The 22868-nt window shown below is 64.6% G+C and carries 20 protein-coding genes; 9 read left to right on the top strand and 11 right to left on the bottom strand.

Translation table 11 applies throughout. The annotated features are described in order from the left end of the window. Positions 1-31 precede the first annotated feature (31 nt). Positions 32-1150 (top strand): alpha/beta hydrolase family protein, encoded by a 1119-nt coding sequence (locus HZF03_RS02725; protein ID WP_234832346.1) that lies wholly within the window; start codon positions 32-34, stop codon positions 1148-1150. Here HZF03_RS02725 and HZF03_RS02720 read toward each other — a convergent pair. Next, on the bottom strand, positions 1145-1657 hold the full coding sequence (locus HZF03_RS02720) for a MarR family winged helix-turn-helix transcriptional regulator (protein ID WP_119020101.1): 513 nt from the start codon (positions 1655-1657) through the stop codon (positions 1145-1147). The two genes, HZF03_RS02725 and HZF03_RS02720, sit on opposite strands and share 6 nt — an antisense overlap. A 589-nt stretch (positions 1658-2246) precedes the next feature. On the opposite strand from HZF03_RS02720, the gene HZF03_RS02715 reads away from it, so the two are divergent. Together HZF03_RS02715 and HZF03_RS02710 are read left to right on the top strand one after the other, a co-directional pair. Further along, positions 2247-3701 (top strand): porin, encoded by a 1455-nt coding sequence (locus HZF03_RS02715; protein WP_179906253.1) that lies wholly within the window; start codon positions 2247-2249, stop codon positions 3699-3701. 737 nt (positions 3702-4438) lie between these two features. Beyond that, entirely contained in the window at positions 4439-5998 is a 1560-nt protein-coding gene (locus tag HZF03_RS02710) for an acetyl-CoA hydrolase/transferase family protein (RefSeq protein ID WP_119017509.1), read from the top strand. A 139-nt stretch (positions 5999-6137) separates the two neighbouring features. On the opposite strand, the gene HZF03_RS02705 is transcribed toward HZF03_RS02710, so the two are convergent. Further along, positions 6138-7190 (bottom strand): acyltransferase family protein, encoded by a 1053-nt coding sequence (locus HZF03_RS02705; RefSeq protein ID WP_119017510.1) that lies wholly within the window; start codon positions 7188-7190, stop codon positions 6138-6140. A 173-nt stretch (positions 7191-7363) separates the two neighbouring features. Here HZF03_RS02705 and hrpB point away from each other — a divergent pair, with 173 nt between their 5' ends. Both hrpB and HZF03_RS02695 read left to right on the top strand, forming a co-directional pair. Beyond that, positions 7364-9841: an ATP-dependent helicase HrpB gene (hrpB, locus tag HZF03_RS02700; protein WP_119017511.1), complete on the top strand. Its 2478-nt coding sequence runs from the start codon at positions 7364-7366 to the stop codon at positions 9839-9841. A gap of 130 nt (positions 9842-9971) precedes the next feature. After that, on the top strand, positions 9972-10493 hold the full coding sequence (locus HZF03_RS02695; RefSeq protein ID WP_119017512.1) for a TIGR02281 family clan AA aspartic protease: 522 nt from the start codon (positions 9972-9974) through the stop codon (positions 10491-10493). Between the two features lie 19 nt (positions 10494-10512). On the opposite strand, the gene yddG is transcribed toward HZF03_RS02695, so the two are convergent. The 3 genes from yddG to HZF03_RS02680 all read right to left on the bottom strand — a co-directional run bounded on the left by yddG (position 10513) and on the right by HZF03_RS02680 (position 13542). Continuing rightward, positions 10513-11379 carry an aromatic amino acid exporter YddG gene (yddG, locus tag HZF03_RS02690; protein WP_119017513.1) on the bottom strand — a complete coding sequence of 289 codons (867 nt, stop codon included), beginning with the start codon at positions 11377-11379 and terminating at the stop codon, positions 10513-10515. Between the two features lie 76 nt (positions 11380-11455). Then, a complete protein-coding gene (gene phbB, locus HZF03_RS02685) occupies positions 11456-12181 on the bottom strand; it encodes an acetoacetyl-CoA reductase (protein ID WP_119017514.1) in 726 nt (241 codons plus the stop codon). A 182-nt stretch (positions 12182-12363) separates the two neighbouring features. Beyond that, positions 12364-13542 (bottom strand): acetyl-CoA C-acetyltransferase, encoded by a 1179-nt coding sequence (locus HZF03_RS02680; protein WP_012494221.1) that lies wholly within the window; start codon positions 13540-13542, stop codon positions 12364-12366. Between the two features lie 281 nt (positions 13543-13823). Between HZF03_RS02680 and phaR the strand changes: the two genes are divergently transcribed. Further along, on the top strand, positions 13824-14414 hold the full coding sequence (gene phaR / locus HZF03_RS02675; RefSeq protein WP_012494220.1) for a polyhydroxyalkanoate synthesis repressor PhaR: 591 nt from the start codon (positions 13824-13826) through the stop codon (positions 14412-14414). A 130-nt stretch (positions 14415-14544) separates the two neighbouring features. Here phaR and HZF03_RS02670 read toward each other — a convergent pair whose 3' ends face one another. Further along, positions 14545-16287 carry a putative bifunctional diguanylate cyclase/phosphodiesterase gene (locus tag HZF03_RS02670; RefSeq protein ID WP_119017515.1) on the bottom strand — a complete coding sequence of 581 codons (1743 nt, stop codon included), beginning with the start codon at positions 16285-16287 and terminating at the stop codon, positions 14545-14547. Between the two features lie 238 nt (positions 16288-16525). On the opposite strand from HZF03_RS02670, the gene HZF03_RS02665 reads away from it, so the two are divergent. After that, positions 16526-16840 carry a hypothetical protein gene (locus HZF03_RS02665; RefSeq protein WP_042440733.1) on the top strand — a complete coding sequence of 105 codons (315 nt, stop codon included), beginning with the start codon at positions 16526-16528 and terminating at the stop codon, positions 16838-16840. Positions 16841-16856: 16 nt separating this feature from the next. On the opposite strand, the gene HZF03_RS02660 is transcribed toward HZF03_RS02665, so the two are convergent. The 3 genes from HZF03_RS02660 to mtgA form a co-directional block, all read right to left on the bottom strand. Then, a complete protein-coding gene (locus tag HZF03_RS02660; protein ID WP_119017516.1) occupies positions 16857-17489 on the bottom strand; it encodes a hypothetical protein in 633 nt (210 codons plus the stop codon). Positions 17490-17731: 242 nt separating this feature from the next. Continuing rightward, positions 17732-17914 carry a 50S ribosomal protein L32 gene (rpmF, locus tag HZF03_RS02655; RefSeq protein WP_011156094.1) on the bottom strand — a complete coding sequence of 61 codons (183 nt, stop codon included), beginning with the start codon at positions 17912-17914 and terminating at the stop codon, positions 17732-17734. A gap of 161 nt (positions 17915-18075) precedes the next feature. Continuing rightward, positions 18076-18786, bottom strand: a complete 711-nt coding sequence (gene mtgA, locus HZF03_RS02650; protein WP_011156093.1) for a monofunctional biosynthetic peptidoglycan transglycosylase — start codon at positions 18784-18786, stop codon at positions 18076-18078. A gap of 101 nt (positions 18787-18887) precedes the next feature. On the opposite strand from mtgA, the gene HZF03_RS02645 reads away from it, so the two are divergent. Further along, positions 18888-19814 (top strand): polyprenyl synthetase family protein, encoded by a 927-nt coding sequence (locus HZF03_RS02645; protein ID WP_012494216.1) that lies wholly within the window; start codon positions 18888-18890, stop codon positions 19812-19814. Positions 19815-19821: 7 nt separating this feature from the next. Continuing rightward, on the top strand, positions 19822-20508 hold the full coding sequence (locus HZF03_RS02640; RefSeq protein WP_011156091.1) for a DUF1345 domain-containing protein: 687 nt from the start codon (positions 19822-19824) through the stop codon (positions 20506-20508). 10 nt (positions 20509-20518) lie between these two features. Here the strand turns inward: HZF03_RS02640 and HZF03_RS02635 are convergent, their stop codons facing one another. Beyond that, a complete protein-coding gene (locus HZF03_RS02635) occupies positions 20519-20962 on the bottom strand; it encodes a BLUF domain-containing protein (protein WP_119017517.1) in 444 nt (147 codons plus the stop codon). A 17-nt stretch (positions 20963-20979) separates the two neighbouring features. Then, on the bottom strand, positions 20980-22563 hold the full coding sequence (locus HZF03_RS02630; RefSeq protein ID WP_012494215.1) for a putative bifunctional diguanylate cyclase/phosphodiesterase: 1584 nt from the start codon (positions 22561-22563) through the stop codon (positions 20980-20982). Positions 22564-22868 lie beyond the last annotated feature (305 nt).

Genomic DNA, 22868 nt, shown 5'->3' with positions numbered 1-22868 from the left:
TCGGTCGAGGTAAACGGGAGGGGTCGCAGTCTTGCGACTGGTCAGCGGCATTCAGGATCATTGCGATGTTCGAGGACTGCTCGATCACGACGAGTACAGTGGCGAATTCAGCAGATTGCTATGCGTGGCGCAGAACGAAGGCGTCAGCTTTTCTGAATGCGTGGCCGCCGCGAAACTGATCCGATCGAGCAACGGGCCCGGTTGGCGGCAGGCCTGGGAAGAGCTCGCCAGATCACACGTGCAGCGCGCCGAAGAGGCTCGTCGGACCGGCAATGAACCGGAGGCGCAAAAGAGCTGGTTGCATGCGGCGAACTACTTCATGGCCGCGGCAATCGAGAGCTGTCCCGAGGGCGCAGAGCCGGCGTTGGGGGCTTTGGCCCGAAGCTGCCTGCACAACTATTTGGCACACCTGACGCCTCAGGGCGAAGCCGTCGCAATACCCTGGCTCGAACCGCGATCGCTCGAGGGGTTCTATCTGCCGGTCGGGACTTACAGCGCTGAAACCGGCCCCGTCGTGGTCTGTATCGCCGAGACCCGGCGTACCAAGGAAGAGATTCTCTCGCTCGTTCTACGCTCCGCCCGGAAACGTGGCATGACCTTGCTGTGCGTGGACCTGCCTGATGAGCCGCCATCGTCGCGCGCCGGGCCGGAGACCGGGATCCCTGCGATCCTCGACTACCTGATCGATGGTCGCGGGATTGATGCGAAGCGGATCGCTGTGATCAGCGATGGCAGCCCGTCGTCGCTCGTGACCCGGGGGATCGCGCTCGACGGTCGAATCGCCGCCGCTGTATGCGACGGCGGCCTCTGGGATTTGTGGGTGGCCCGCCAGACCGAAGCCTGCGGCGCGGCGCTCGGCATGGTTCAGGGTTGCGCCCGGCGGCCGGCGGTGAGCTGTCCGATGCTGGTGCCGCTGCTGGCGAGCGAGGGCATCGAGCCGGGTCACGCCCGCCAACTGCTGACCGAACATCACCCCGGAAACCGCGACATCCTGCTGAAGGTGTTCGGCGAAACGAGCAGCGGCCCGTGGACACTGAACGGCTACGATCCAATTCTGGTGGCCGATTTCGTGTTCGACTGGGTCGGCCAGCAATTGAAAGCCGCGACTGGAGACGCCGACTGCATTCGCCGGCTGGAGTCTCGGCTATAGGCCGCTGGCGAGTTTGACGGTCGCCTTTTCCAGGCGGTTCTGTAGGTCGCCGAGCTGGGACGTGAGCTGTTCCAGCGCGTCGCCGCTGATGTCTTCAAAGATGAAGCTGTTAAGGTCGCGCTCGTCGGTGGCCAGAGCGGCAATCTGTTTGTAGGCCTTATCCGACAAAGACAGCTTCACCACCCGCGCGTCGTGGCTGTCGACCTGTCGCCGGACCAGGCCTTTCTTCTCCAGAAGCTTGGATTGCGTGGTAATGAACGACGGATCGACGTGGACCGCCTTCGCGACGTGGCGGATCGAAACTCCGTCGCCCTGCTCGAGGTCCATCACGGCCATCAACAGCGCGAACTGCGGCCCGCTGATGCCGAGTGACTTGGCGCGGAACTGACGGATCTCGTCGAGAAACACAGTGACACTCGCGACCGTTGTGGCGAAACGCCGGGCGAGGTCAGGGTCGATCGTCGAGCCGCGTGGCGCGCGAGCCTCTGCTTTACTCTTGGTCTGCATTGTCCGGTCATTATCCCGCACAAGCGCCGCTGCTCGTGCATAGCTCGTCGCACAACTAGGTTGGCAGTGTACACAACTTCTTCAACCGCTCACATCAATTCCGGTCGAACGCGCGCGTTCGTGCACGCTGCGCGCATCTTATAAAGGGTTTGGGAGAAGATTGCTGCCCGGACAAGTGCGGTCAAGACAGCCGCTTGCTGCATAACTTGTGAGTGCTTCAGGGCAGAGCGGCGGCGGCATCCGCTCAAAGTGCCGCTTCAACGTGACGTCAGACAGGAAGCTTCTGAAACGACCTCGACCTTCCTGCAACACCTCGGCCTCCGGTGGGCCGTGGAAATTGGTGCGCTGCCATAGTCTTGTTGCACAAATGCAACGTGCCGATCCAAATCATATTGCTGAGTAGATAAATGAATTTGCTAACGTGATGAAATCAACCATGATCCGCCGCAGACGGGGTGGGGCAAACACTAGTCGTCCCGTTGAGAGGTCTGTCGCGCCGAGGCGCTGGCGAACTTCGCGTCACAGGGCCACCTCGGGGCACCCCCGAAGGAACCGGCTCCATCCACTTTGTTGACCTTGGAGGGTTGCAATGAACATCATTAAGCAACTGGCGCTGGGAACAGCTGCGGCGGTGATCGCCGTCGGCAGCGCTCAGGCCGCTGATCTTCCGTTGAAGGCGAAAGCCGTCGAATACGTGAAGGTCTGCTCGATCTACGGCGCCGGCTTCTACTACATCCCGGGCACCGACACCTGCATCAAGCTCGGCGGCTATCTGCGCGCCGACGTCACGATGTTCGGCAGCGGCGGCTATAACGCTCCGGCCTGGAACGGCAACGCGGGTCAGAAGAACCGTCTTTCCAACGACTACATCTTCCGGTCTCGTCAGGACATCAACATTGATACCCGCACCGCGACCGAATACGGCGTGGTTCGTACCTACTTTGACGCGACGTTCAACTGGACCACCGGCTCTGACACCATCGCCAACGGTTCGCTCGGCGTGTACTACGCGTTCATCCAGTTCGCCGGCTTCACCTTCGGTAAGGCCGTGTCGCAGTTCGACACTCCCTGGACCGGCTATCCGGGCAACAACACTTCGTTCCTGATCGGCGGCTACGACGACGTCACCGGCATCAACCAGGTGTCGTACACCGCGGAGTTCGGCAACGGCGTGTCGGCGTCGATCTCGCTCGAAGATCAGTCGTCGTACCTGCAGTCGGCGCTGTACAACGTTTCGTCCGCCCCGAACTTCCTGGCCTACGGCGCCAACTCCTATGCCGGCACCTCGATCCCCGACATCGTCGGCAAGATCCGCGTCGACCAGGCTTGGGGTCTGTTCCAGGTTTCGGCCGCGGCGCATCAGGTTCGCGCCAGCTACTACAACCCAGCACTCGAGACCTCCGGCCATCCGAGCGACACCTGGGGCTACGCGGTTCAGGGCGCTCTGTCGCTCAAGAACCTGCCGACCGGCCCCGGCGACAGCATCAACATCACGGCGAGCTACTCGAACGGCGCGACCCGTTACGTGCTGGGCGGCGTGAGCCCGAACTCGTTCGCGATCTACGGCAACAACTCGGTTCCGGGCACCTACCAGAGCGTCGCGTTCGGCGTTGCGGCTGACGGCGTGTTCGCCGGCCTCAACAACCTGACCGGTACCGGCATCGAGAAGACCAGCGCCTGGGGCATCCGTGGTGCGTTCAACCACAACTGGAACCCCTACTGGTCGACCTCGCTGTTCGGTTCGTACACCAAGATCGACTACAACGGCACCGCGACTGCTCTGATCTGCAACGGTCTCGGCGCTGCGAATGTCGCCGGTTTCAACTGCAATCCGGACTTCGCGATTGCTCAGGTGGGCACCGTCACCCGTTGGACCCCGGTCAAAAACCTGACCCTGTCGGGCGAAGTGATGTACACCTACCTCGATCAGGCTTCCTCGGGTGTGCTGCCGCTGACCGCTTCGGCGACCAAGCCGGCCGCGAACTACGAGTTCAAGGACCAGGGCGTCTGGAGCGGCAACCTCCGCGTTCAGCGCAACTTCTGATCCCCGCTTCTCGAAGCGAGATCTGATGAGCCCCGGCGGGCAACCGCCGGGGTTTTTCGTTGCGCAGCGAACACCGCTCTCTGAATGATTCCGATCGTAAGCAAGCGCACAACGCGAAGCGTGGATCTGAAGACCGCATGTATCAGCGCTCACTCTTCAGCAGAGTTCGTCCTCGCTGTCCGCTCCGAGTGTTCGCCCAGCTGCTTACTTGAGACTTGTCGATCGGCCGAATTCATTTAGTAAATTACCTGTTGTAGTCAGGAAAAATACTCATATACTTATGAACAAGGTCAGCGGGTGATCGGTGACCGTCGAAGGAGAGGAAAGAGATTTCGGTTCCTTCATGAGACCTCCAGGAAACCTCCGGCAATGCCCTGCCGGAGGTTTTCGCTTTTGGATGCGTGCCATCGACATCCAAAAGGCTCACAGGAAAAATGACGGATCGTCGAACAGCTATTGGCGCGGGCCTGCCCTGCAAACTCCACATGCCACCTCGCCATCCTCGCGCGGATGTCTCCAGCGCCATTTGACGATTTCCGTTTCACGGAGTTTGATTGAGGAATCAAATAGCTGCCGGGAAGGTGCGGCGCCGGACATGGCATCTCGATGCCGCGCCGGACATCATTTGGGAGCGGGACGCATGCCTCCTTCGCCATAGGTTGCATGGCTCTTTCTGTCACAGCGACTAGACGAATCGCATCAATCCCCTGGCCGCTCCTAGCAAGAAAGAGTCGTTGATGGTCAACGCCGAGCGCATCCTTGCTCCTCACCTCCGCTCCAAGGTCATGACCGCAGCTGACGCTGCCGCGCTGATTCCGTCCGGCGCGCATGTCGGCATGAGCGGCTTCACCGGCGCCGGTTATCCGAAGCTGCTGCCGCTGGCGCTCGCCGAGCGCATCAACGCGCATCACGCCCGCGGCCAGAAGTTCAAGGTCAGCGTCTGGACTGGCGCCTCGACGGCGCCCGAGCTCGACGGCGCACTCGCCAAGGTCGACGGCATCGAGATGCGGCTGCCGTATCAATCCGATCCAACCTGCCGCAAGCGCATCAACGCCGGGCGGATGGAATACATCGACATCCATCTGTCCCACGTCGCCCAGCACGCCTGGTTCGGCTTCCTCGGCAAGCTCGACATTGCCGTGGTCGAAGTCGCCGGCATCCGCGAGGACGGCAGCCTGATCCCGTCGTCGTCGATCGGCAACAACAAGACCTGGCTCGATCTCGCCGACAAGGTGATCCTGGAGGTCAACGCCTGGCAGGACATCCGCCTCGAAGGCATGCACGACGTCTATTACGGCACGCAGCTGCCGCCGAACCGCAAACCGATTCCGATCATCGCTTCCGGCGACCGCATCGGGGAGCAGTATCTGCGCTGCGATCCCGCCAAGATCGTCGCGATCGTCGAGACCAATTTGCCCGACCGCAACTCGGCGTTCTCGCCGCCCGACGACACCTCGCAGGCGATCGCCGGCCACATCCTCGATTTCCTTGGCCACGAAGTGAAGAAGGGCCGGCTGCCGCACAACCTGTTGCCGTTGCAATCGGGCGTCGGCAACGTCGCCAATGCGGTAATGGCCGGCCTCGAAGATGGCCCGTTCGACAATCTCACCGCCTATACCGAAGTGCTGCAGGACGGCATGCTGCACCTGTTGCGCAAGGGAAAGCTGGCTCACGCCTCGGCGACCGCGTTGTCGCTGTCACCGGAAGGCTACGATGAATTCCTGCGCAATCTCGACTTCTATCGCGAGCGCATCGTGCTGCGTCAGCAGGAGATTTCCAACCATCCGGAAGTGATCCGCCGGCTCGGCGTGATCGCCATGAACGGCATGATCGAGGCCGACATCTACGGCAACGTCAACTCGACCCACGTGATGGGCACCAGCATCATGAACGGCATCGGCGGCTCCGGCGACTTCGCCCGCAACAGCTTCCTGTCGTTCTTCATGACGCCGTCGGCCGCCAAGGGCGGCAAGATCTCCTGCATCGTGCCGATGACCTCGCATGTCGACCACACCGAGCACGACGTTCAGGTGATCGTCACCGAGCAGGGGCTCGCCGATCTGCGCGGTCTGTCGCCGAAGCAGCGTGCCAAGGTGATCATCGAGAACTGCGCCCACCCGACCTTCCGGCCGGCGTTGAAGGAGTACTTCAAGCGCGCACTGGAATATTCGCCGGGCCTGCACACCCCGCACATTCTCGACGAAGCGCTGACCTTCCTGCCGAACTGGATGGCCAACAAGGCCGCCCGCGAAGCCTGGCGCGACGACGCCGTGGTGCAGGCCGACGCCTGGCGGTAAAGACCGCCCCCTCTCCGTCGTTACAAGCGACGCGAAGCATCCAGCCCCATACGAGGCTGGACTGCTTCGCGACAGGGCTGTGCTCGGACGGCGTAAAGCGCCGATCCGAGTTGCCCAGCTATGAAGACGTAAGTCTTGATTACTCCGCGGCCTGCAGCCGCGGAGTCTTTTTGCGCGGGGCGATCCTGAAGGCGTCGGGACGTTCGAACAGGAACGTGGCGCCGCTCTTCATCGCCAGTTTCCAGATGATCAGCGCGCCGACCACCCCGGCAATGTTGACGATGATCGCGATCACACCGAGATCGAGAAATGGCGCGTACTTCAGCAGCAGCGACCGGCTGATCGCCATCGGCAGGAAGAAAGCGAGATAGATCACGATCGAATGCTCGCCGCAGAACCGCAGACCGTCGAGCCAGCGCTTCTCCGCCAGCAACGTGCCGACCGTGATGATGGCGCAGGCGCCCGCGAGCCCGAGCAACAGCGAAATCACCGGCAGGTCGGCAGCCCCGACATGCACCAGTACGGCGTTGACGACCGCCCATGCCGCGAGGCCGAGCAGCGTCAGAGCCGGGCGGGCGCGGGCCGAATCGGAGAAAGCGAAGACATGCCGGGCGAACAGATAGCCGGTGTAGAAATAGAAGAACCGCGCGCTGAATTCGTCCGGTACCATCCAGCCGGTGGTGACGTGCAGCGATTCCAGCAGCGCTGCCACGCCCCAGATCAGCAGCGGCGGCAGCCGCCGCGTCAGCTTGGTGACGACGAAGAAGATCGGCAACAGATAGATGAACCATAGCGTGCCGAACGGATCGATGAACGACAGCGCATAAAGCTTGGCGACCCCGGCCCAGCCCATTTCGGCGGCGAAGCTCGGCGCCTTGAAGGCGAACTGGATCGTCACCCACAGCACGTAGAAGTAGGCGAAGTGCACGACCTTGCGGTCGAGATAGGTCCGCCAGCCGCGATCGATCACCACACTGAGGAACAGGCCGGAGATCAGGAAGAAGTCCGGCATCCGGAACGGGCGGGCGAACTCGACCACGTAGTGCATGAAACTGGTCTGGCCTGCGGCAGCCTCGACGCCGAGCACCGAGTGCATCATCACCACCATGATGATGCAGATGCCCTTGGCGTAGTCGACCCAGTCGACCCGGCCGCCGTGCATGCGCGGAGCCAGTGTGCCGTTCGCAGTCATGGTTATTCCCGTCTGATGCGGCTCGGATGCATCATCGGCGCGATCGGTTGAGTTAGTGTTGCCCTCAGCTTCGAATGTACGGCATTTCCGGAATTGGGAGCCTGGGTGGGCTGTTTTGCCGCTGCAGGTCGTTTCTGTTAACCATCCTTCCCTTGCACCATTCGAGCTGCCTTTTGACCCTCACCTTCGACACCCCGCTGCCGATCGACAACGCACTCGACGACCTCACTGGCGCGCTCGAGGCCAGCAACACCGCAGTGTTGGTAGCGCCCCCCGGCGCCGGCAAAACCACCCGCGTGCCGCTCGCGCTGCTTGATGCACCGTGGCTGAGAAACCAAAAGATCATCGTGCTCGAGCCACGGCGGATCGCCGCCCGCGCCAGCGCCGAGCGGATGGCGAAGACGCTGGGCGAGAAGGCTGGCGAGACGGTCGGTTATCGCGTCCGGTTTGGCTCCAAGGTGTCACGCGCCACCCGTATCGAGGTCGTCACCGAGGGCATTTTCACCCGGCAGATCCTCGACGACCCGGAACTCACCGGCGTCGGCGCGGTGCTGTTCGACGAATTTCACGAGCGCTCGCTCGATGCCGATCTCGGCTTGGCGCTGGCCCGCGACGCCCAGCAAGGTCTGCGCGAAGATCTGCGAATCCTGGTGATGTCGGCCACCATCGACGGCGCCCGCGTCGCCCGGCTGCTCGGCGATGCGCCGGTGGTCGAAAGCCTCGGCCGGGCGTTTCCAGTCGAGACCCGCTATCTCGGCCGCCGCAGCGACGCGCCGCTAGAGAGGCAGATGGCCGAGTCGATCGCGCAGGCGCTGCGGGCGGAAACCGGATCGGTGCTGGCGTTTCTGCCCGGCGCCGCCGAGATCCGGCGTACCGAGACGATGCTGCGCGAGCGTGTGCAGGACCCGGGGGTCGAGATCGTGCCGCTGTTCGGCGCGCTCGACGCCGCCGTGCAGGACCGCGCCATCCAGCCGGCGCCGAAGGGCCGGCGCAAAGTGGTGCTGGCGACCTCGATCGCCGAGACCTCGCTGACGATCGAAGGCGTGCGGATCGTGGTCGATTGCGGCTTGTCACGGGTCCCCCGTTACGAGCCCGACCTCGGCCTCACCCGGCTCGAGACCGTCCGCGCCTCGCGCGCCGCGGTCGATCAGCGCCGCGGCCGCGCCGGCCGTATCGAGCCCGGCGTGTGCTACCGACTGTGGGACGAGCCGCAGACCGCGTCGCTGCCGGCCTATACGCAACCTGAAATCCTATCCGCCGATCTGTCATCGCTGCTACTCGACCTCGCCCAATGGGGCGTTGCCGATCCGTCGTCGCTGGCGTTTCTCGATCCGCCGCCCCAGCCGGCGCTGAAGGAAGCCCGTGAGCTGCTCGGCGAGCTCGGCGCACTCGACCCGGACGGCCGCATCACCGACGAGGGCCGCAGCCTGCGGGCGATGGCATTGCCGCCCCGGTTGGCGCGGATGATCGTCGATGCCGCCCGCCACGACTGCGCCAAGGACGCCGCCGAAGTCGCCGCGATTCTGACCGAGCGCGGGCTGGGCGGCGATAGCGCCGACCTCGACCATCGCCGCGATCAATTCCGCCGCGACCGCTCGCAGCGCGCCAGCAGCGCCCGGCAGATGGCGCAGCGTTGGGCGGCGCAGGCCGCATCGTCATCTCCCTCCCCGCAAGACGCAGGCGAGCTCAGCTCCGGCGTCCTGCTCGCCTTCGCGTTCCCGGATCGCGTCGCCAAGAATCGCGGCAATGGTAGCTTCACGCTCGCCAACGGCCGCGGCGCCGCGGTCGAGCAGACTTCCGCGCTGGCGCGCGCACCGTATCTGGCGGTCGGCGAACTTACCGGCAGCGCCGCGCAGGGCCGCATCCTGCTGGCGGCGCCAATCACGCTGTCCGAGATCGAGCTGCATTTCGGCGATCAGATCACCGACGCGGACGAGGTGAGCTTCGACCGCTCCGCGATGGCGCTGCGGGCGCGGCGGCGCCGCGCGCTGCATGCGATCACGCTGTCAGAAGCACCGCTGGCGCTGACACCGTCCGAACAGACCGCGCGCGTGCTCGCCGAGGGCCTTGTCGTGGCCGGACTCGACCGGCTGCCGTGGTCGAAGCAGCTTCAGCAATGGCGCGGCAGGGTGATGTTTCTGCGCAAGGCCGAGGGTGACCCATGGCCTGATTTGTCGGATGCCGCCCTCGCCGACTCGCGCGAAAATTGGCTGGTGCCCACCCTGTTCGACAAGACCGGCCTGAAGGATTTTTCGGCCTCCGACCTGTCGGACGCCCTGATGAATCTGCTGCCGTGGGAGCTGCGCGCCCGGCTCGACCGGGAGGCACCGACGCATTTCGAGGCGCCCACCGGCTCGAAGCTGCCGATCGACTACGAGGCCGAGCAGGGCCCGACGATCGCGGTGCGGCTGCAGGAATTGTTCGGCCTGACCACCCATCCATCGGTCGCCGGCGGCGCCGTGCCGCTGGTGCTGGAGCTGTTGTCACCGGCGCACCGCCCGGTGCAGGTCACGCGCGACCTTCCAGGATTCTGGCGGGGCTCCTACGCCGGGGTGCGGGCCGATCTGCGCGGCCGCTATCCACGCCACCCCTGGCCTGAAGACCCCGCCTCGGCGCCGCCGACCCGCCGCGCCAAGCCGAAAGGCACCTGAGCCGACGCTCGCATTAATCCTTCGCTCACCGTTTTCGCCAAAAACAACCGGATGCATCGGGCGCCGCGGTCGCGCCTGGCACCCGCGCGTGATCCAATCGGTGCGGCGACGGACTGTGTGAGTAGGCGTTATGCGTAGCATTCTGATTTTCGCCGCAGCCCTGGTGGTGCTCGGCACCGCGATGGCTCAAATCGCCGACCGGATTACGCCGGCTCCGGCGCAGGCTCATGCCGCGCCTCACGGCACCATCGGCATGGCGGCGGCGACTTCAGAAAACTACGGTCGCAGCGTCAGCATCGACCGCGATCCGCGTGGCCACTTCCGCACCGACGGACGGATCGACGGCCAGCGTCTGTCGTTCATGGTCGACACTGGCGCTTCGGTGGTCGCCCTCAACGAAACCTCGGCGGCGCGATTCGGTCTGCGGCCGTCCCGCGGCGACTACACAACCAAAGTCTCGACCGCGAACGGCCAGGTGAAAGCCGCGCGCGCCCGCATCGCGATGCTGGATGTAGGCGGCCTGATCGTGCGCGACGTCGATGCGCTGGTACTTCCCGACGAAGCACTGTCGGAAAACCTGCTCGGCCTGTCGTATCTGTCGAAACTGAAGCGCTTCGCCTATGCCGACGGCCGCATGGTTCTCGAGCAGTAAGGCCGCTGTTTAAGCACCGTCAGCCGCGCTTGAGCATGTCCTTGGCGGCGAGCAAGCCGCCGCCTGCAATCAGAAGCGCCGCAACCGCCAGCGCGGTCGACGGCCGGGCATAACCGGCAACGATCAGAAACGCAGTCGACAGCAGCGGCGTCGCGTAGGAGGCCGCGCCGAGCACGCGGATGTCTCCGCGCTTCATACCGATGTCCCAGGCATAGAACGCCGCGCCTACCGGGCCGATACCGAGCGCGACGATCAAGGTCCATTGCAGCGCATCGTCCGGCCACACGGTCGGCTCGATCAGCACATGCACGGCTGCGGCAAGCAGCGCGGTGACGAAGCAGAAGCCTGCGACCGCATCGGTCGGCACTGCACTCAGCCGCCGCGACAGCACCGAATAACTCGCCCACACGAAAGCTGCGACGAACGCCGCGGCCAGCCCCGGCAGATAAGCCCGCTCGATCGCTGCCCCGTTGCCGGTGAACAGCAGTACCGTGCCGGCCAGACCGAGCAGTGCGCCAGCCAGATGATGCAGCTTCAACCGCTCGCCCGGCAGCAGCGAGGAGAACAGCACGATCAGCAGCGGCCACAGATAATTCAACAGACCGGCCTCGGCCGGCGGGGCCAGCCGGAGCGCCAGGAAATACAGCGCGTGATAACCGAACAATCCGCCGACGCCGACCGCCCACACCAGCGGCGGCTGGCGCAGCGCGCGAACCGCCTGCGGCCGCACGATCCAGCCGACCGCGGCAGCAAGCGCACCGATCGCGAACGACATGGCGGCAAGCTGAAACGGCGGGATGGTGCCGGTCGCGACCGTCATCACCGCAAGCAGCGACCACATCAGGATGGCCGACAGCCCGATCAGGGTCGCGACGCGCGAGGTCATGCGTGCGCCCGCCAGCCGCGCCTCGCATAAACGCGCAGCACACGCTGTGCAAGGATCGCAGACGATTCGCTGTGCCTCAAACCATGTATTGGCCGCCGTTGATGGTGAGCGTCGAACCGGTGATGTAGCCCGCATCGTCGCCGGCGAGGAACACCACGGCGCGCGCGATCTCCTCGGCTTCGCCGAGCCGGTTGCACGGAATCAGCGGCAGGATCGCCTTGTCGAGCACGTCCTTCGGCACGGCCTGCACCATTTCGGTGTTGATGTAGCCCGGGCAGATCACATTGACGGTGATGCCGCCGCGCGCATTCTCCAGCGCCAGCGCTTTGGTGAAGCCGATGTCGCCCGCCTTCGCGGCCGAATAATTCACCTGACCGAACTGCCCCTTCTGACCGTTGATCGACGAGATGTTGACGATGCGCCCGAACTTGCGCGTGCGCATGCCTTCGATCACCTGCCGAGTCATGTTGAACAGCGAGCCGAGATTGGTGTTGATCACCGCATTCCATTGCTCGAGCGTCATCTTGTGGAAGGCGCCGTCGCGCGTGATGCCGGCATTGTTGATCAGAACATCGACGGGACCGAGTTCGGCCTCGACTTTCTTGACGCCCTCGGCACAGGCATCGAACGAACTCACGTCCCATTTATATACCGGAATACCCGTCTCGCTTTTGAATTTCTCCGCTGCCGAATCGTTGCCCGCATAAGACGCTGCGACTTTGTAGCCCGCCGCTTTTAACGCCTTGCTGATTGCTGCACCGATACCGCGCGTCCCCCCAGTCACCAACGCCACCCGCGTCATTGCAAAGCTCCTCCCGCAATTCCTTTTTTGTCTAGAACGCGATTGTGTCTTTTCGAATAAAAGGATGCTCGCTCGTGAACATCAAGCAAAAACGCCCGGCAATCTGCCGGGCGTTTGAACAATCGTTCTTGCACTGCAACTGATCAGTCCGTGTATCGCGACGTCGTCGCGACACACGGCGATCAATCGCGCGCGAGGCACATCGCGATGCCCATGCCACCGCCGATGCATAGCGTGGCAAGACCTTTCTTCGAATCGCGCTTCTGCATCTCGTGCAGCAGCGTCACAAGGACGCGCGCACCCGACGCGCCGATCGGATGACCGATCGCGATCGCACCGCCATTGACGTTAACCTTCGATGTGTCCCAGCCGAGATCCTTGTTCACCGCACAGGCCTGCGCCGCGAACGCTTCGTTGGCTTCGATCAGATCGAGATCGCCGACCGACCAGCCAGCCTTCTTCAGCGCCGCACGCGACGCCGGGATCGGGCCTGAGCCCATGATCTTCGGATCGACACCGGCCTGCCCCCACGACACGATGCGGGCCAGCGGCTTCTTGCCGAGCTTCTCCGCCTGCTTGGCGGTCATCAGCACCACCGCAGCGGCGCCGTCGTTGATGCCCGACGCAGAACCCGCCGTAACGGTGCCGTCCTTCTCGAACGCCGGCTTCAGCTTGGCCATCGCTTCGAGCGTGGCGCCGTGGCGCGGGTACTCGTCGGTGTCGACCACGATGTCGCCCTTGCGGGTCTTGATCGTCACCGGGACGATCTCGTCCTTGAACTTGCCGGCCTTCTGCGCAGCTTCGGCCTTCTGCTGCGAAGCCACCGCGAATTCATCCTGCTGATCGCGGGTGATCTGCCACTGCCGCGCGACGTTCTCGGCGGTGTTGCCCATGTGGTAACCGTTGAAGGCATCCCACAGGCCGTCCTTGAGCATGGTGTCGACGAGTTCGACCGCGCCCATCTTTACGCCGCCGCGCAAATATTGCGCATGCGGCGCCATGCTCATCGACTCCTGGCCGCCGGCGATGACGATATCGGAGTCGCCGTTCATCAGTGCCTGGTAACCGAGCGCGACCGAGCGGAGACCGGAGCCGCAAAGCTGGTTGATGCCCCATGCCGGGCTCTCGACCGGAATACCGGCGGCAATCGAGGCCTGCCTCGCCGGATTCTGCCCCTGACCGGCGGTGAGGATCTGGCCCATGATCACTTCGGAGACCTGCGCCGGATCGATGCCGCCGCGCTCCAGCGCAGCTTTGATCGCGACCGCGCCGAGCTCGTGCGCCGGCGTATTGGCGAAGGCGCCGTTAAAACTTCCGACAGCGGTGCGTGCGGCGCTGACGATGACGACATCGTCCGACATGGACATCTCCTGGGCTTGAGTTTTTGACGTGCTCTTGGACGGCGGGGCCTGGGTTGGCGTGCCGGTGTCGGCGCACATCCTGTGAAGCCGGCGGCGGCGTGTCAATCCGGCACACGCATCTTGGCGCGGCGAGACCGATAAATTCACCCTGACACCACCCGGCGGCGGGCGCCGCACAAAACGGTAGCCGAGGTGCATTGAAAGTGCTTACTTTATTGCATTGCGTCTCAGCCTGCTGTCGGGAGGCGGCGGGTTCCTTATCCTCCGTGTGTGTGGGTGACATGGCGAAATCAGACCAACCGACCACGATCAAAAAATACGCGAACCGGCGACTCTACAACACCGGCACCAGTACTTACGTGACGCTCGAAGACCTCGCCACGATGGTGAAGGACGGCGAGGACTTCCTCGTTTACGACGCCAAGACCGGCGACGACATCACCCGCAGCGTGCTCGCACAGATCATCTTCGAGCAAGAGAACAAGGCCGGGCAGAACCTTCTGCCGACCACCTTCCTTCGGCAACTCATCCGCTTCTACGGCGACAGCATGCAGATGGTGGTGCCGAAGTATCTGGAGCAGTCGATCGATTCGCTGACGCGCGAGCAGGAGAAATTCCGCAAGCAGATGGCGTCGACCTTCAGCCTGACGCCGTTCGCGCCGCTGGAAGAGACCGTCCGCCGCAACATGGAGCTGTTTCAGCAGACTTTCTCGATGTTCGTGCCGCGCCCGCCGAGCCACGAATCGACCGACGAGGTACCGGCCGAAACCAGCGGCGGCGCCGACAGCATCGAAGATCTGCGCCGGCAGATGAAAGAGATGCAGGAGCGGCTGGAGCGGATGTCGCTCGAACAGCCGAAGAAGGACGAATAGCAGCGAGGTTTGCTGCTGAGGCATCTTCCGGTTCTGATCATGTCAGAACCGGATGTCTTCGACGACCGCTCAACAGAGTTTACGCCGGGCCGGCCAGCATTCGCGGTGCTCGACCGCTCTCTCGGCCTTGCTAATTGACGGCTTTGCCGGCGAGGCGCGCAGCCGCTTCGGCGGCTAGCGGCCACGGCCGCTGCTGTGACGCCAGGCCGATAAGCCGCCCCTGGATGTAGTCGCAACCCCAGTCGCGCAACAGCTGCGCGGACTCGTCGTCCTGCACCCATTCGGCCACGGTCTTGATGCCGAGCCGGCGCGCCAGATCGATCAGCGTCTGCACGAACGCGCGGTCATCGGCCGACCGTGCGATGTTCTGCACGAAGGCGCCGTCGATCTTGACGATGTCGACGCCGAGCGCGCGCAGATTGCGGAATGAAGTGTAGCCGGCGCCGAAATCGTCGATCGCGATCTTCGCACCCAGAGTCTTCAGCCGATTGACGAAGCCGCGCACCTCATCAAGGTCAGGGATCGCCACCGTCTCGGTGATCTCGACGATCAGCCGCTCGGCGATGCCGGGATGAGCCAGCATCAGCGATTCGATGCCGGCCCACCAATCGGCATCGATGGTGGTGTCGGGCGAGATGTTGAGGCTGAGCGTCACGCCGGGCGCCGCAGCGAGTTCGGCCACCACCAGTTCGAGCACGCGATGATCGACCAGCCGGATCAGCCCGAGCCGCTCCGCCACCGGGACGATGTCCGGCGCAAACAGAACCTGACCATCGTCGGTCTTCATACGCACCAGGCATTCGTGGAAAGCCGGCGCCCGCGACGATGCGTCGACCACCGGCTCGTAGGCCAGCACGATGCGGCGTTCGTTCAGCGCGGTGACGATCTCGTCGGTGACGCGGATGTTGACGCGGCGCTGCGTGTCGCGCTCGACATTCGGCCGCCACATCGCGAATGAGCCGCTGCGCCGATGCTTGGCGGCGGCCAATGCCTCTTGGGCGCGGTTGATGGCTTCATCGGCGGTGCGGGCGTGGCGCGGCGCGCTTACCGCACCGATCGACGCGGTGAGCGATACCGGGCCCGATTTGGTCGGCACGATCTCGTCACGCACCGCGGCGAGAAACCGTTCAGCCGCTATATGGGCGTCGTCGACCGTGCAGTTCTTCAGCACCAGTCCGAATTTGTTGCCGGAGAACCGACCGAGCTGATCGCCGGCGCGCAGCCGATTGCGGATACGGCCGGCAATAGTCAAGATCACTTCGTCGGCGACATCGAAGCCGAACGAGTCGTTGACGCGCGCCAGATGATCGAGGCCGACCAGCATGAACGACAGGCTGGTGCGGAAGCGCGTAGCTTCCTCGATCGCTTCGGCGAGCGCACCTATCAGATGGGTGCGGTTGAGTTCGCCGGTCAGCGGATCGTGCTGCGACAGCTTGAGGAGTTGCTCGTCGCGGGCGTGACGCTCGTTGTTGATGCGGACGATGCCCTCGACCCGCGCCGGGCGGCCGTCGGGACCGGCGAACCAGACCCCGGTCTCCTCGATCCAGCTTACCGGGGCCGCAGTCGAGGCCCGGATGCCGTATTCGATCCGATACGGCACGCAGCCCGGTCCGGCCGCGGCGGCGCCGTTCAGCAACGCGTCCGACCGGACGTGGCGCGATGGCTCCAGCAGCGCCGCGAAGCTTGCGCCGGTGGCCAGCGTTTCGGCGGGAATGTCCTGAAAAAGTTCGGCAGCCCGGCCGGTCCAGCTCAGCGTATCGGAGGCGAGATCCCAGACGAAGGCGGCTTGGCCGAGCAGCGACAGCAACAACGAATCAGGCGCGGTCACGGTCTGCGCGGTCGATGAGCGGGGCGCAGGAGCGGCGGACGACACGACTGCCTCGTTTCGGGACGCTGTCAGGTGATTCTCCTGTGCAGGATAGGTCGGCCCAATACCCCAAAGCTAGGTCGATAATATAAAGAAATTGGAAACCAATTCGGATTCCGGGACAGGAACGGATGGCCGTCCCTCGGCATACTACCAGGTGAACGCCTCCGGCACACGACTTGCGATGACACCAACAGGATGGGGTCAACCGTCCCGAAACGAGACAATTAACGCAGGTGCAACAATGGCGAAGGTCTGGATCGACGACGGAAGCGACGTCTACAGCGCCTCAGCGGAGCCGGATTGCGCCGAAGCAGAACTGATCGAACCGCTTCCGGTCCCGGTGACACCGCCGCCGATGCGAACCCGCTACACCGACAGGCTGGTCCGCCCATCCTCGAACTTCGTGGCACAATTGATGGCGATCGACGGGGGCTACCCGCAGACCCGCGACTGCAATCGAGCCGAACCGGGACAGGCCAATGCGGCGTATCGGTCGACCACCGGCCACGCCCATACGGCGCCGCCCACCGGGTTTAAAACCCAGCGGATGTCCTGATCGCCTACGCTGCGCGTCAGCGCGCCGGGGACTTTTCCTCGTTCTTTGCCGTCTCGGACGGCTTCACCGGCTCAGGCCGGTCGAGCAGCACCGCCTCGGCGATCGACGCCGCGGAAGCGGCGGACGCGGAAGCCGGCTCGACCGTCTGCGGCGCCAGCTCGGTCGCCGGCACCACCACCGGTGCCGGCTCGGCAACCGTCGCCGGCTGCTCCGGCTCGTCTTCAATGGTCTCGGCAGACGATTTGGCAACGGCCGAACGCGCCGCGCGAGCTTCGCGCTTGTGCCGGCTGCGCAGCGCGATGCCGCTGAGAAAATCGACCACCGCCAGCAGCGACAGCAGAGCCACGGTGGCATTGGCGAACTGCGGCAGCATCACGAACTCAGCCGTGATGCCGCCGAGCACCAGCAGCGACAGCAGATGATCGGTGAGGTATTTGGCGCCGGGCCGGGCCGCCTTCATCACTTCGGGCAGCAGCAGCAGCACGCCGAGCGCCACCAGCGTGTCGCCGAGCGCGATCGTCCAGGTGGCGCCGGAGGGCAGCACGACACGGGTCAGCGCCGCGTCGAACGCCAATCCCGGCATCAGGAAGACGATGATGTTGCAGATCGCAACCGGGATCAGCAGCAGCGGGAAACCGATAATCGACATCGGCGAAGCCTGTGGTTCAGAACGACCGGACGCGAGTGGGCGATCGTCCGGACGCGGACGTCAACTCCCTAACGCAACACTTGGTACGAATTCAGGCATCGGGCGGATCGCATTGCGCGATGTGCCGCCGCGCGTGCGCGGCCGACACTTGCGTCCTTCCCGCGAGTGCGACGCGGCGTCTTGTCAGAGCGTGGTCGAAACCACGCGACATGCCGCGCCGACTCAAGGATCCGAGCGAGAGCTCAGGAATCCTTCTTCTTCAGAACCTGGCGGCCCTTGTACATCCCGGTCTTGAGATCGAGATGGTGCGGGCGGCGCAGTTCGCCGGAATCCTTGTCCTCGACATAGGTCGGGCGCTTGATCGCGTCCGCGGACCGGCGCATGCCACGCCGCGAGGGCGAAGTTTTTCTTCTCGGAACGGCCATATCGGTAATCCTTAACGGAGGTTCCCTGGCGAAATCGGTCTCGGCGTCCGCGTTTGGACGGCCCGCTTGCGCGCAGGCGAAATGCGTAAGGCCGGGCTTATAACGGAAGCCGGATCGGAATGCTAGGGCGGTCGGCGCGCAAAATGCGTCCCAAGCGGTCGTCAGGACTCACGATTTTCACGCCAGCACTGCCGCAGCTCGGCCGCTCGCGCACGGGCCACGTAAGTGGCGGCAAGGCGGCGAACGCCCGGACCTGGGGCTTTCGCGCTGCGGACCCGTGGATTGGGCAGAATCGCCGCGAGCGTTGCAGCCTCCTTGGCGGACAACTGCGCGGCGGAGCGGCCGAACGCATAGTCGGCGCCGGCCATGGCGCCAAACTGACCGTCCGGCCCCCATTCGGCGATGTTTAGGTAGATTTCGAGAATCCGCTGCTTGGGCAGCACGAAGTCGATCCACAGCGCCAGCGGCGCCTCGAGCGCCTTACGGATCATGCTGCGGCCCGGCCACAGGAACAGGTTCTTTGCGACCTGCTGAGTGATGGTCGAGCCGCCGCGGCTGGCCTCGCCGTCCTGCATGTCGTCGATCACGTCGCGCACCGAATCCCAGTCAATACCGTGATGGCTGCAGAACTTGGCGTCCTCGGCCGCCACCACGCTGCGCGGCAGCGCCGGCGAAATATTCTCGATGTCGATCCAGGTGCGGCTGACCGGCGCCCCGGTGGCCCAGCGCCACAGCATCAGGGTCGAGACCGGCTGGCCGCCGCCATACAGGATGGTGAGGAGATAAGGCAGAGCCAGCAGCGCGAGCGCCACTAAGATGACAATGCGAACCACACGCTTGGTGCGAGGCGCAGATGCAACGGGATCAGACACGATCGCTCCCGGTGATGGCCTGGCCCCTTGCCGTCCGCCGAATTGACGAAGCCGGTGCCATGATGAATGGTCCGGCCGAATTTTATCTGGAGCACTTCCGAATGGCCACCGGCACTTCCACGATCGACTTTGCCAAGCGGCTCGACACTACCGCCGAGGAAACCGAAGCGCTGCTCGGCCGGCTGTTGTCCGACGAATTGATGTCCGACGAGATCGCCCGGCCGCGCCGGCTGATGGACGCGATCCGCTACTCCACGCTCGGCGGCGGCAAGCGGCTGCGGCCGTTCCTGGCGGTCGAGAGCGCCGCAGTGTTCGGCATCGATCGTGCCGCCGCGCTCTTGGTCGGCGCCGCGCTGGAGTGCATCCACTGCTACTCGCTGATCCACGACGACCTGCCCTCGATGGACAACAGCGATCTGCGCCGCGGCCGTCCGACGCTGCACAAGGCCTATGACGACGCCACTGCGATCCTCGCCGGCGACGCGCTGCTGACCTTCGCGTTCGACATCGTCACCCGCGACGAGGTGCACAACGATCCGACGGTGCGGCTGCTGCTGACACGAGTGCTGGCGCGCTGCGCCGGGCTCGGCGGCATGGTCGGCGGCCAGATGCTTGATCTTGCCGGCGAAGGCCGGTTCGGCGACCGCGAGCCGGTCGACGTCGCGCGGCTGCAACAGATGAAGACCGGCGCCCTTCTCCGCTACGGCTGCGTCGCCGGCGCGATCCTCGGCCAGGCAAGCCCCGACCAGTATCGCGCGCTCGACGATTACGGCCGTGCGCTCGGTGAGGCGTTCCAGATCGCCGACGACCTGCTCGATGTCGAAGGCGACGCTGCCGCGCTCGGCAAGCCGGCCGGAGCCGATGCCGCGCTCGGCAAGACCACCTTCGTCACCCAACTCGGCATCGACGGCGCCAAGCAGCGGCTGCGCGACCTGATCGCGCGTGCCGACCAGGCGCTGGCGCCGTTCGGCGAGCGCGGCGAGGTGCTGCGCGCCGCCGCCCGCTTCGTCGCCGAGCGGAAGAGCTGATCGGCGCATGACAGAGCACCCGGACGACGATCCGCTGCTGCTTCGCTTTCGGAAGCTGCCGCGGATCGTTCGCCTGGTGTATTCGCGGCCGCGGCTGTTCGCGTCGATCGCGATCGGCGTGGTCGCATTCGCGCTGCTGCCGGGCTGGCTTCGGCCGGTGACGCGCGCGCTGATCGGCTGGGACGTCTCGATCATCGTGTATCTGGCGCTGGCCTACACGATGATGGCACGCTGCGGCGTCGCCTACATCCGGCGCAATGCGGTGCTGCAGGACGACGGCCGTTTCCTGATTCTGATGGTCACCGCGATCGGCGCCTACGCCACCATCGCGGCGATCGTCACCGAACTCGGCACCGCCCATCGCGGTGCCGCCGAGCTAGCGCTCGCGACCTTCACCATCGCGCTGTCCTGGGCGGCGGTGCACACCACCTTCGCGCTCCACTACGCGCACGAATATTATCGCGGCGACCGCGAGGGAGGGCTGGCGTTTCCGGGCAGCGACGAGCACACCGAGCCCGACTATTGGGACTTCGTGTATTTCTCGTTCGTGATCGGGATGACCGCGCAGGTGTCGGATGTCGGCATCACCGACCGGACGATCCGCCGCACTGCGACCGCGCACGGCGTCGTATCGTTCGTGTTCAACACCGCCTTAGTGGCGCTAATGGTCAACATCGCGGCGAGCGCGATCTGACGCCGCTGTCTTAGGCGGCGCGCGCTTCTTCTTCGAAAGCAAGATTGCGCACGATCTCGAGCAGCCGGTCTCCCTCGAGCCGCTCGGTACTGAACCCGGTCTGCGGGCCGATATGGCCGAACAGGTTCTCGTCCTCGCGCGAACGGCCGAGAAACGCCATCGACCAGTTGCTGAACAGTCGCTCGGGAACGGCGCGGAAGGCCAGCACCTGAATGTCGCCGTGGCGTTCGTCGCGCGAGATCTTCTCGAACAGCGCTTCCACGGACGGACAAGGCCCTTCGAGCACCTGGGCGAACAGGCCGCGATTGAACACCAGCGCGCCGGTGACCTGCAGCGTCGGGTTGTTGCGCCGGGCTGCCGCCAGGATCGACTCGATCTCCTCGGCGATCCGCGCCGGGCCGCCGGCGATCAGGTTCTTGCTGTAGTACACGCAGCGATACAGCTCGCTCGGCATCGGCGGATGCTCCCCGGTCAGAGACTGACTTCCGTCGCCGCATCGATCACATTGCGGCTCTCGGCAAGAAAATGCTCGATCTCTCCCGGCGGGATCGGCCGGCTGATCAGATAGCCTTGGACGTCGGTGCAGCCGTCGGCCGCGACCCGCGCCAGCTGATCCTCGGTTTCGACGCCCTCGGCCACCGTCGCCATGCCGAGGCTGGCGCCGAGCGAGGCGATCGCCCGCACGATCGCGCGGTTGCCGCGATCGTCGGAGGCCTCGCGCACGAACGACTGATCGATCTTGATCTTGTCAAACGGGAAGCTGCGCAAGTAGCCGAGCGACGAATAGCCGGTTCCGAAATCATCGAGCGACACCCGGACGCCGAGGCCGCGGAGTTGCTGCAGCACCGCCAGCGCATTGCCGCGGGCATCGAGCATCACACTTTCGGTGATCTCCAATTCCAGCCGCCGCGGATCGAGCCCGCTGTCGGCGATAGCGGAGACGACAGTCGCGACCAGCGACCGGTTGGTGAACTGGATCGCCGAAATGTTGACCGCAACCGTGTAGTCGCCCGGCCAGCTTGCTGCATCGCGGCAGGCGGTGCGCAGCACCCATTCGCCGATCGGGCCGATGATCCCGGTTTCCTCGGCGATCGGAATGAAATCGAGCGGCGACACCGGGCCGCGCCTCGGGCAGCGCCACCGCAGCAGCGCCTCGAAGCCCGCCACCCGGCGGCTCTGCAGATTGACCTGCGGCTGATACACCAGCGAAAACTCGCGCAGCGCCAGCGCGCGGCGCAGATCGGTCTCCAGCGCACGCCGCGCCCGCATGCTCTCGTCCATGGCGGATTCGAACACGCGATAGCCCGCATAGCGCTCCTGCTTGGCGCGATGCAGCGCCAGGTCGGCGTTCTTCAGCACGCCGTCGACGTCGAGTTCGTCGTCGATCGGCAGCGCTATGCCGACGAAAGCGCTGACATTGATCAGCTGACCTTCGAGCAGATACGGCCGGCTCAGCAGATCGACCAGACGCTTGGCCAGGATCACCGCAGCATCAGGCTGATCGCGCCCCACCTGGATCACGCCGAACTCATCAGCCTCGATCCGGGCAAGCACGTCGCTCGGCGTCAGCGCGGAACTGATGCGCTTGGCCACCAGGCACAGCAGCGCATCGCCGATATTGCGCCCGAGCGAGTCGTTGATCGCCTTGAAGCGATCGAGGTCGATCGTCAGTACCGCAGCGTCGCGCCGGACATCGGCCGGCTGCGCCAGCAGATCGGCGAGCCGCTCGTGGAACACCAGCCGGTTTGCCAGTTGGGTGAGGCGATCGGTGCGCGCGAGTTCGGCGCCGACGATGCCCTGGCGCAGGCGCTCGCTGATATCGGCGGCGCTGATCAGCCAGCCGTCGGGGAAAGACGTGATGTCGACCCAGTAGATTCGGTCGCCCGGGAAGATCGCCGGGCGCGCGACCTTGCCGCCCTCGCGGCAGGCGTCGAAGCCGAACCGGCTCAGCAATTGTTCGTGCGGGATCGCACCGAATGCCAGATCGAACATCGGATTGGTCATCACGATCTCACCCTCGGGCGAGATTAGCGCCAACCCGATGTCGATCGCCATGAACGCCGCCAGCGTGAGCTGAGCGGTGCGGTGCGACGGGTCGTGATCAGCCGCGCCACCCGGAGCGTTTCCGCTCGCCTGTGGCTCCAGCAAATCTGCCGTTCTGATGACTGAGACTACCCCCATAACCTTGAACAAAACGCGGGGAGTATTGCCAAATACATAATTACCACCAAGCCGCCACAGTGACGGTAAATCGCTGGTTAGTTGAACGGACGGCGTTTGAGACGAAAGTCGCACGTAGCTCTACGAGGGCAGCGTCCTAATGCGTAATTAGTTACCGCTTGACCGATCCAAACTTCCGG

The organism is Rhodopseudomonas palustris, from assembly GCF_013415845.1.
Classification (GTDB): Bacteria; Pseudomonadota; Alphaproteobacteria; order Rhizobiales; family Xanthobacteraceae; genus Rhodopseudomonas; species Rhodopseudomonas palustris_F.
This window is presented reverse-complemented; position numbering and strand designations above follow the sequence as displayed.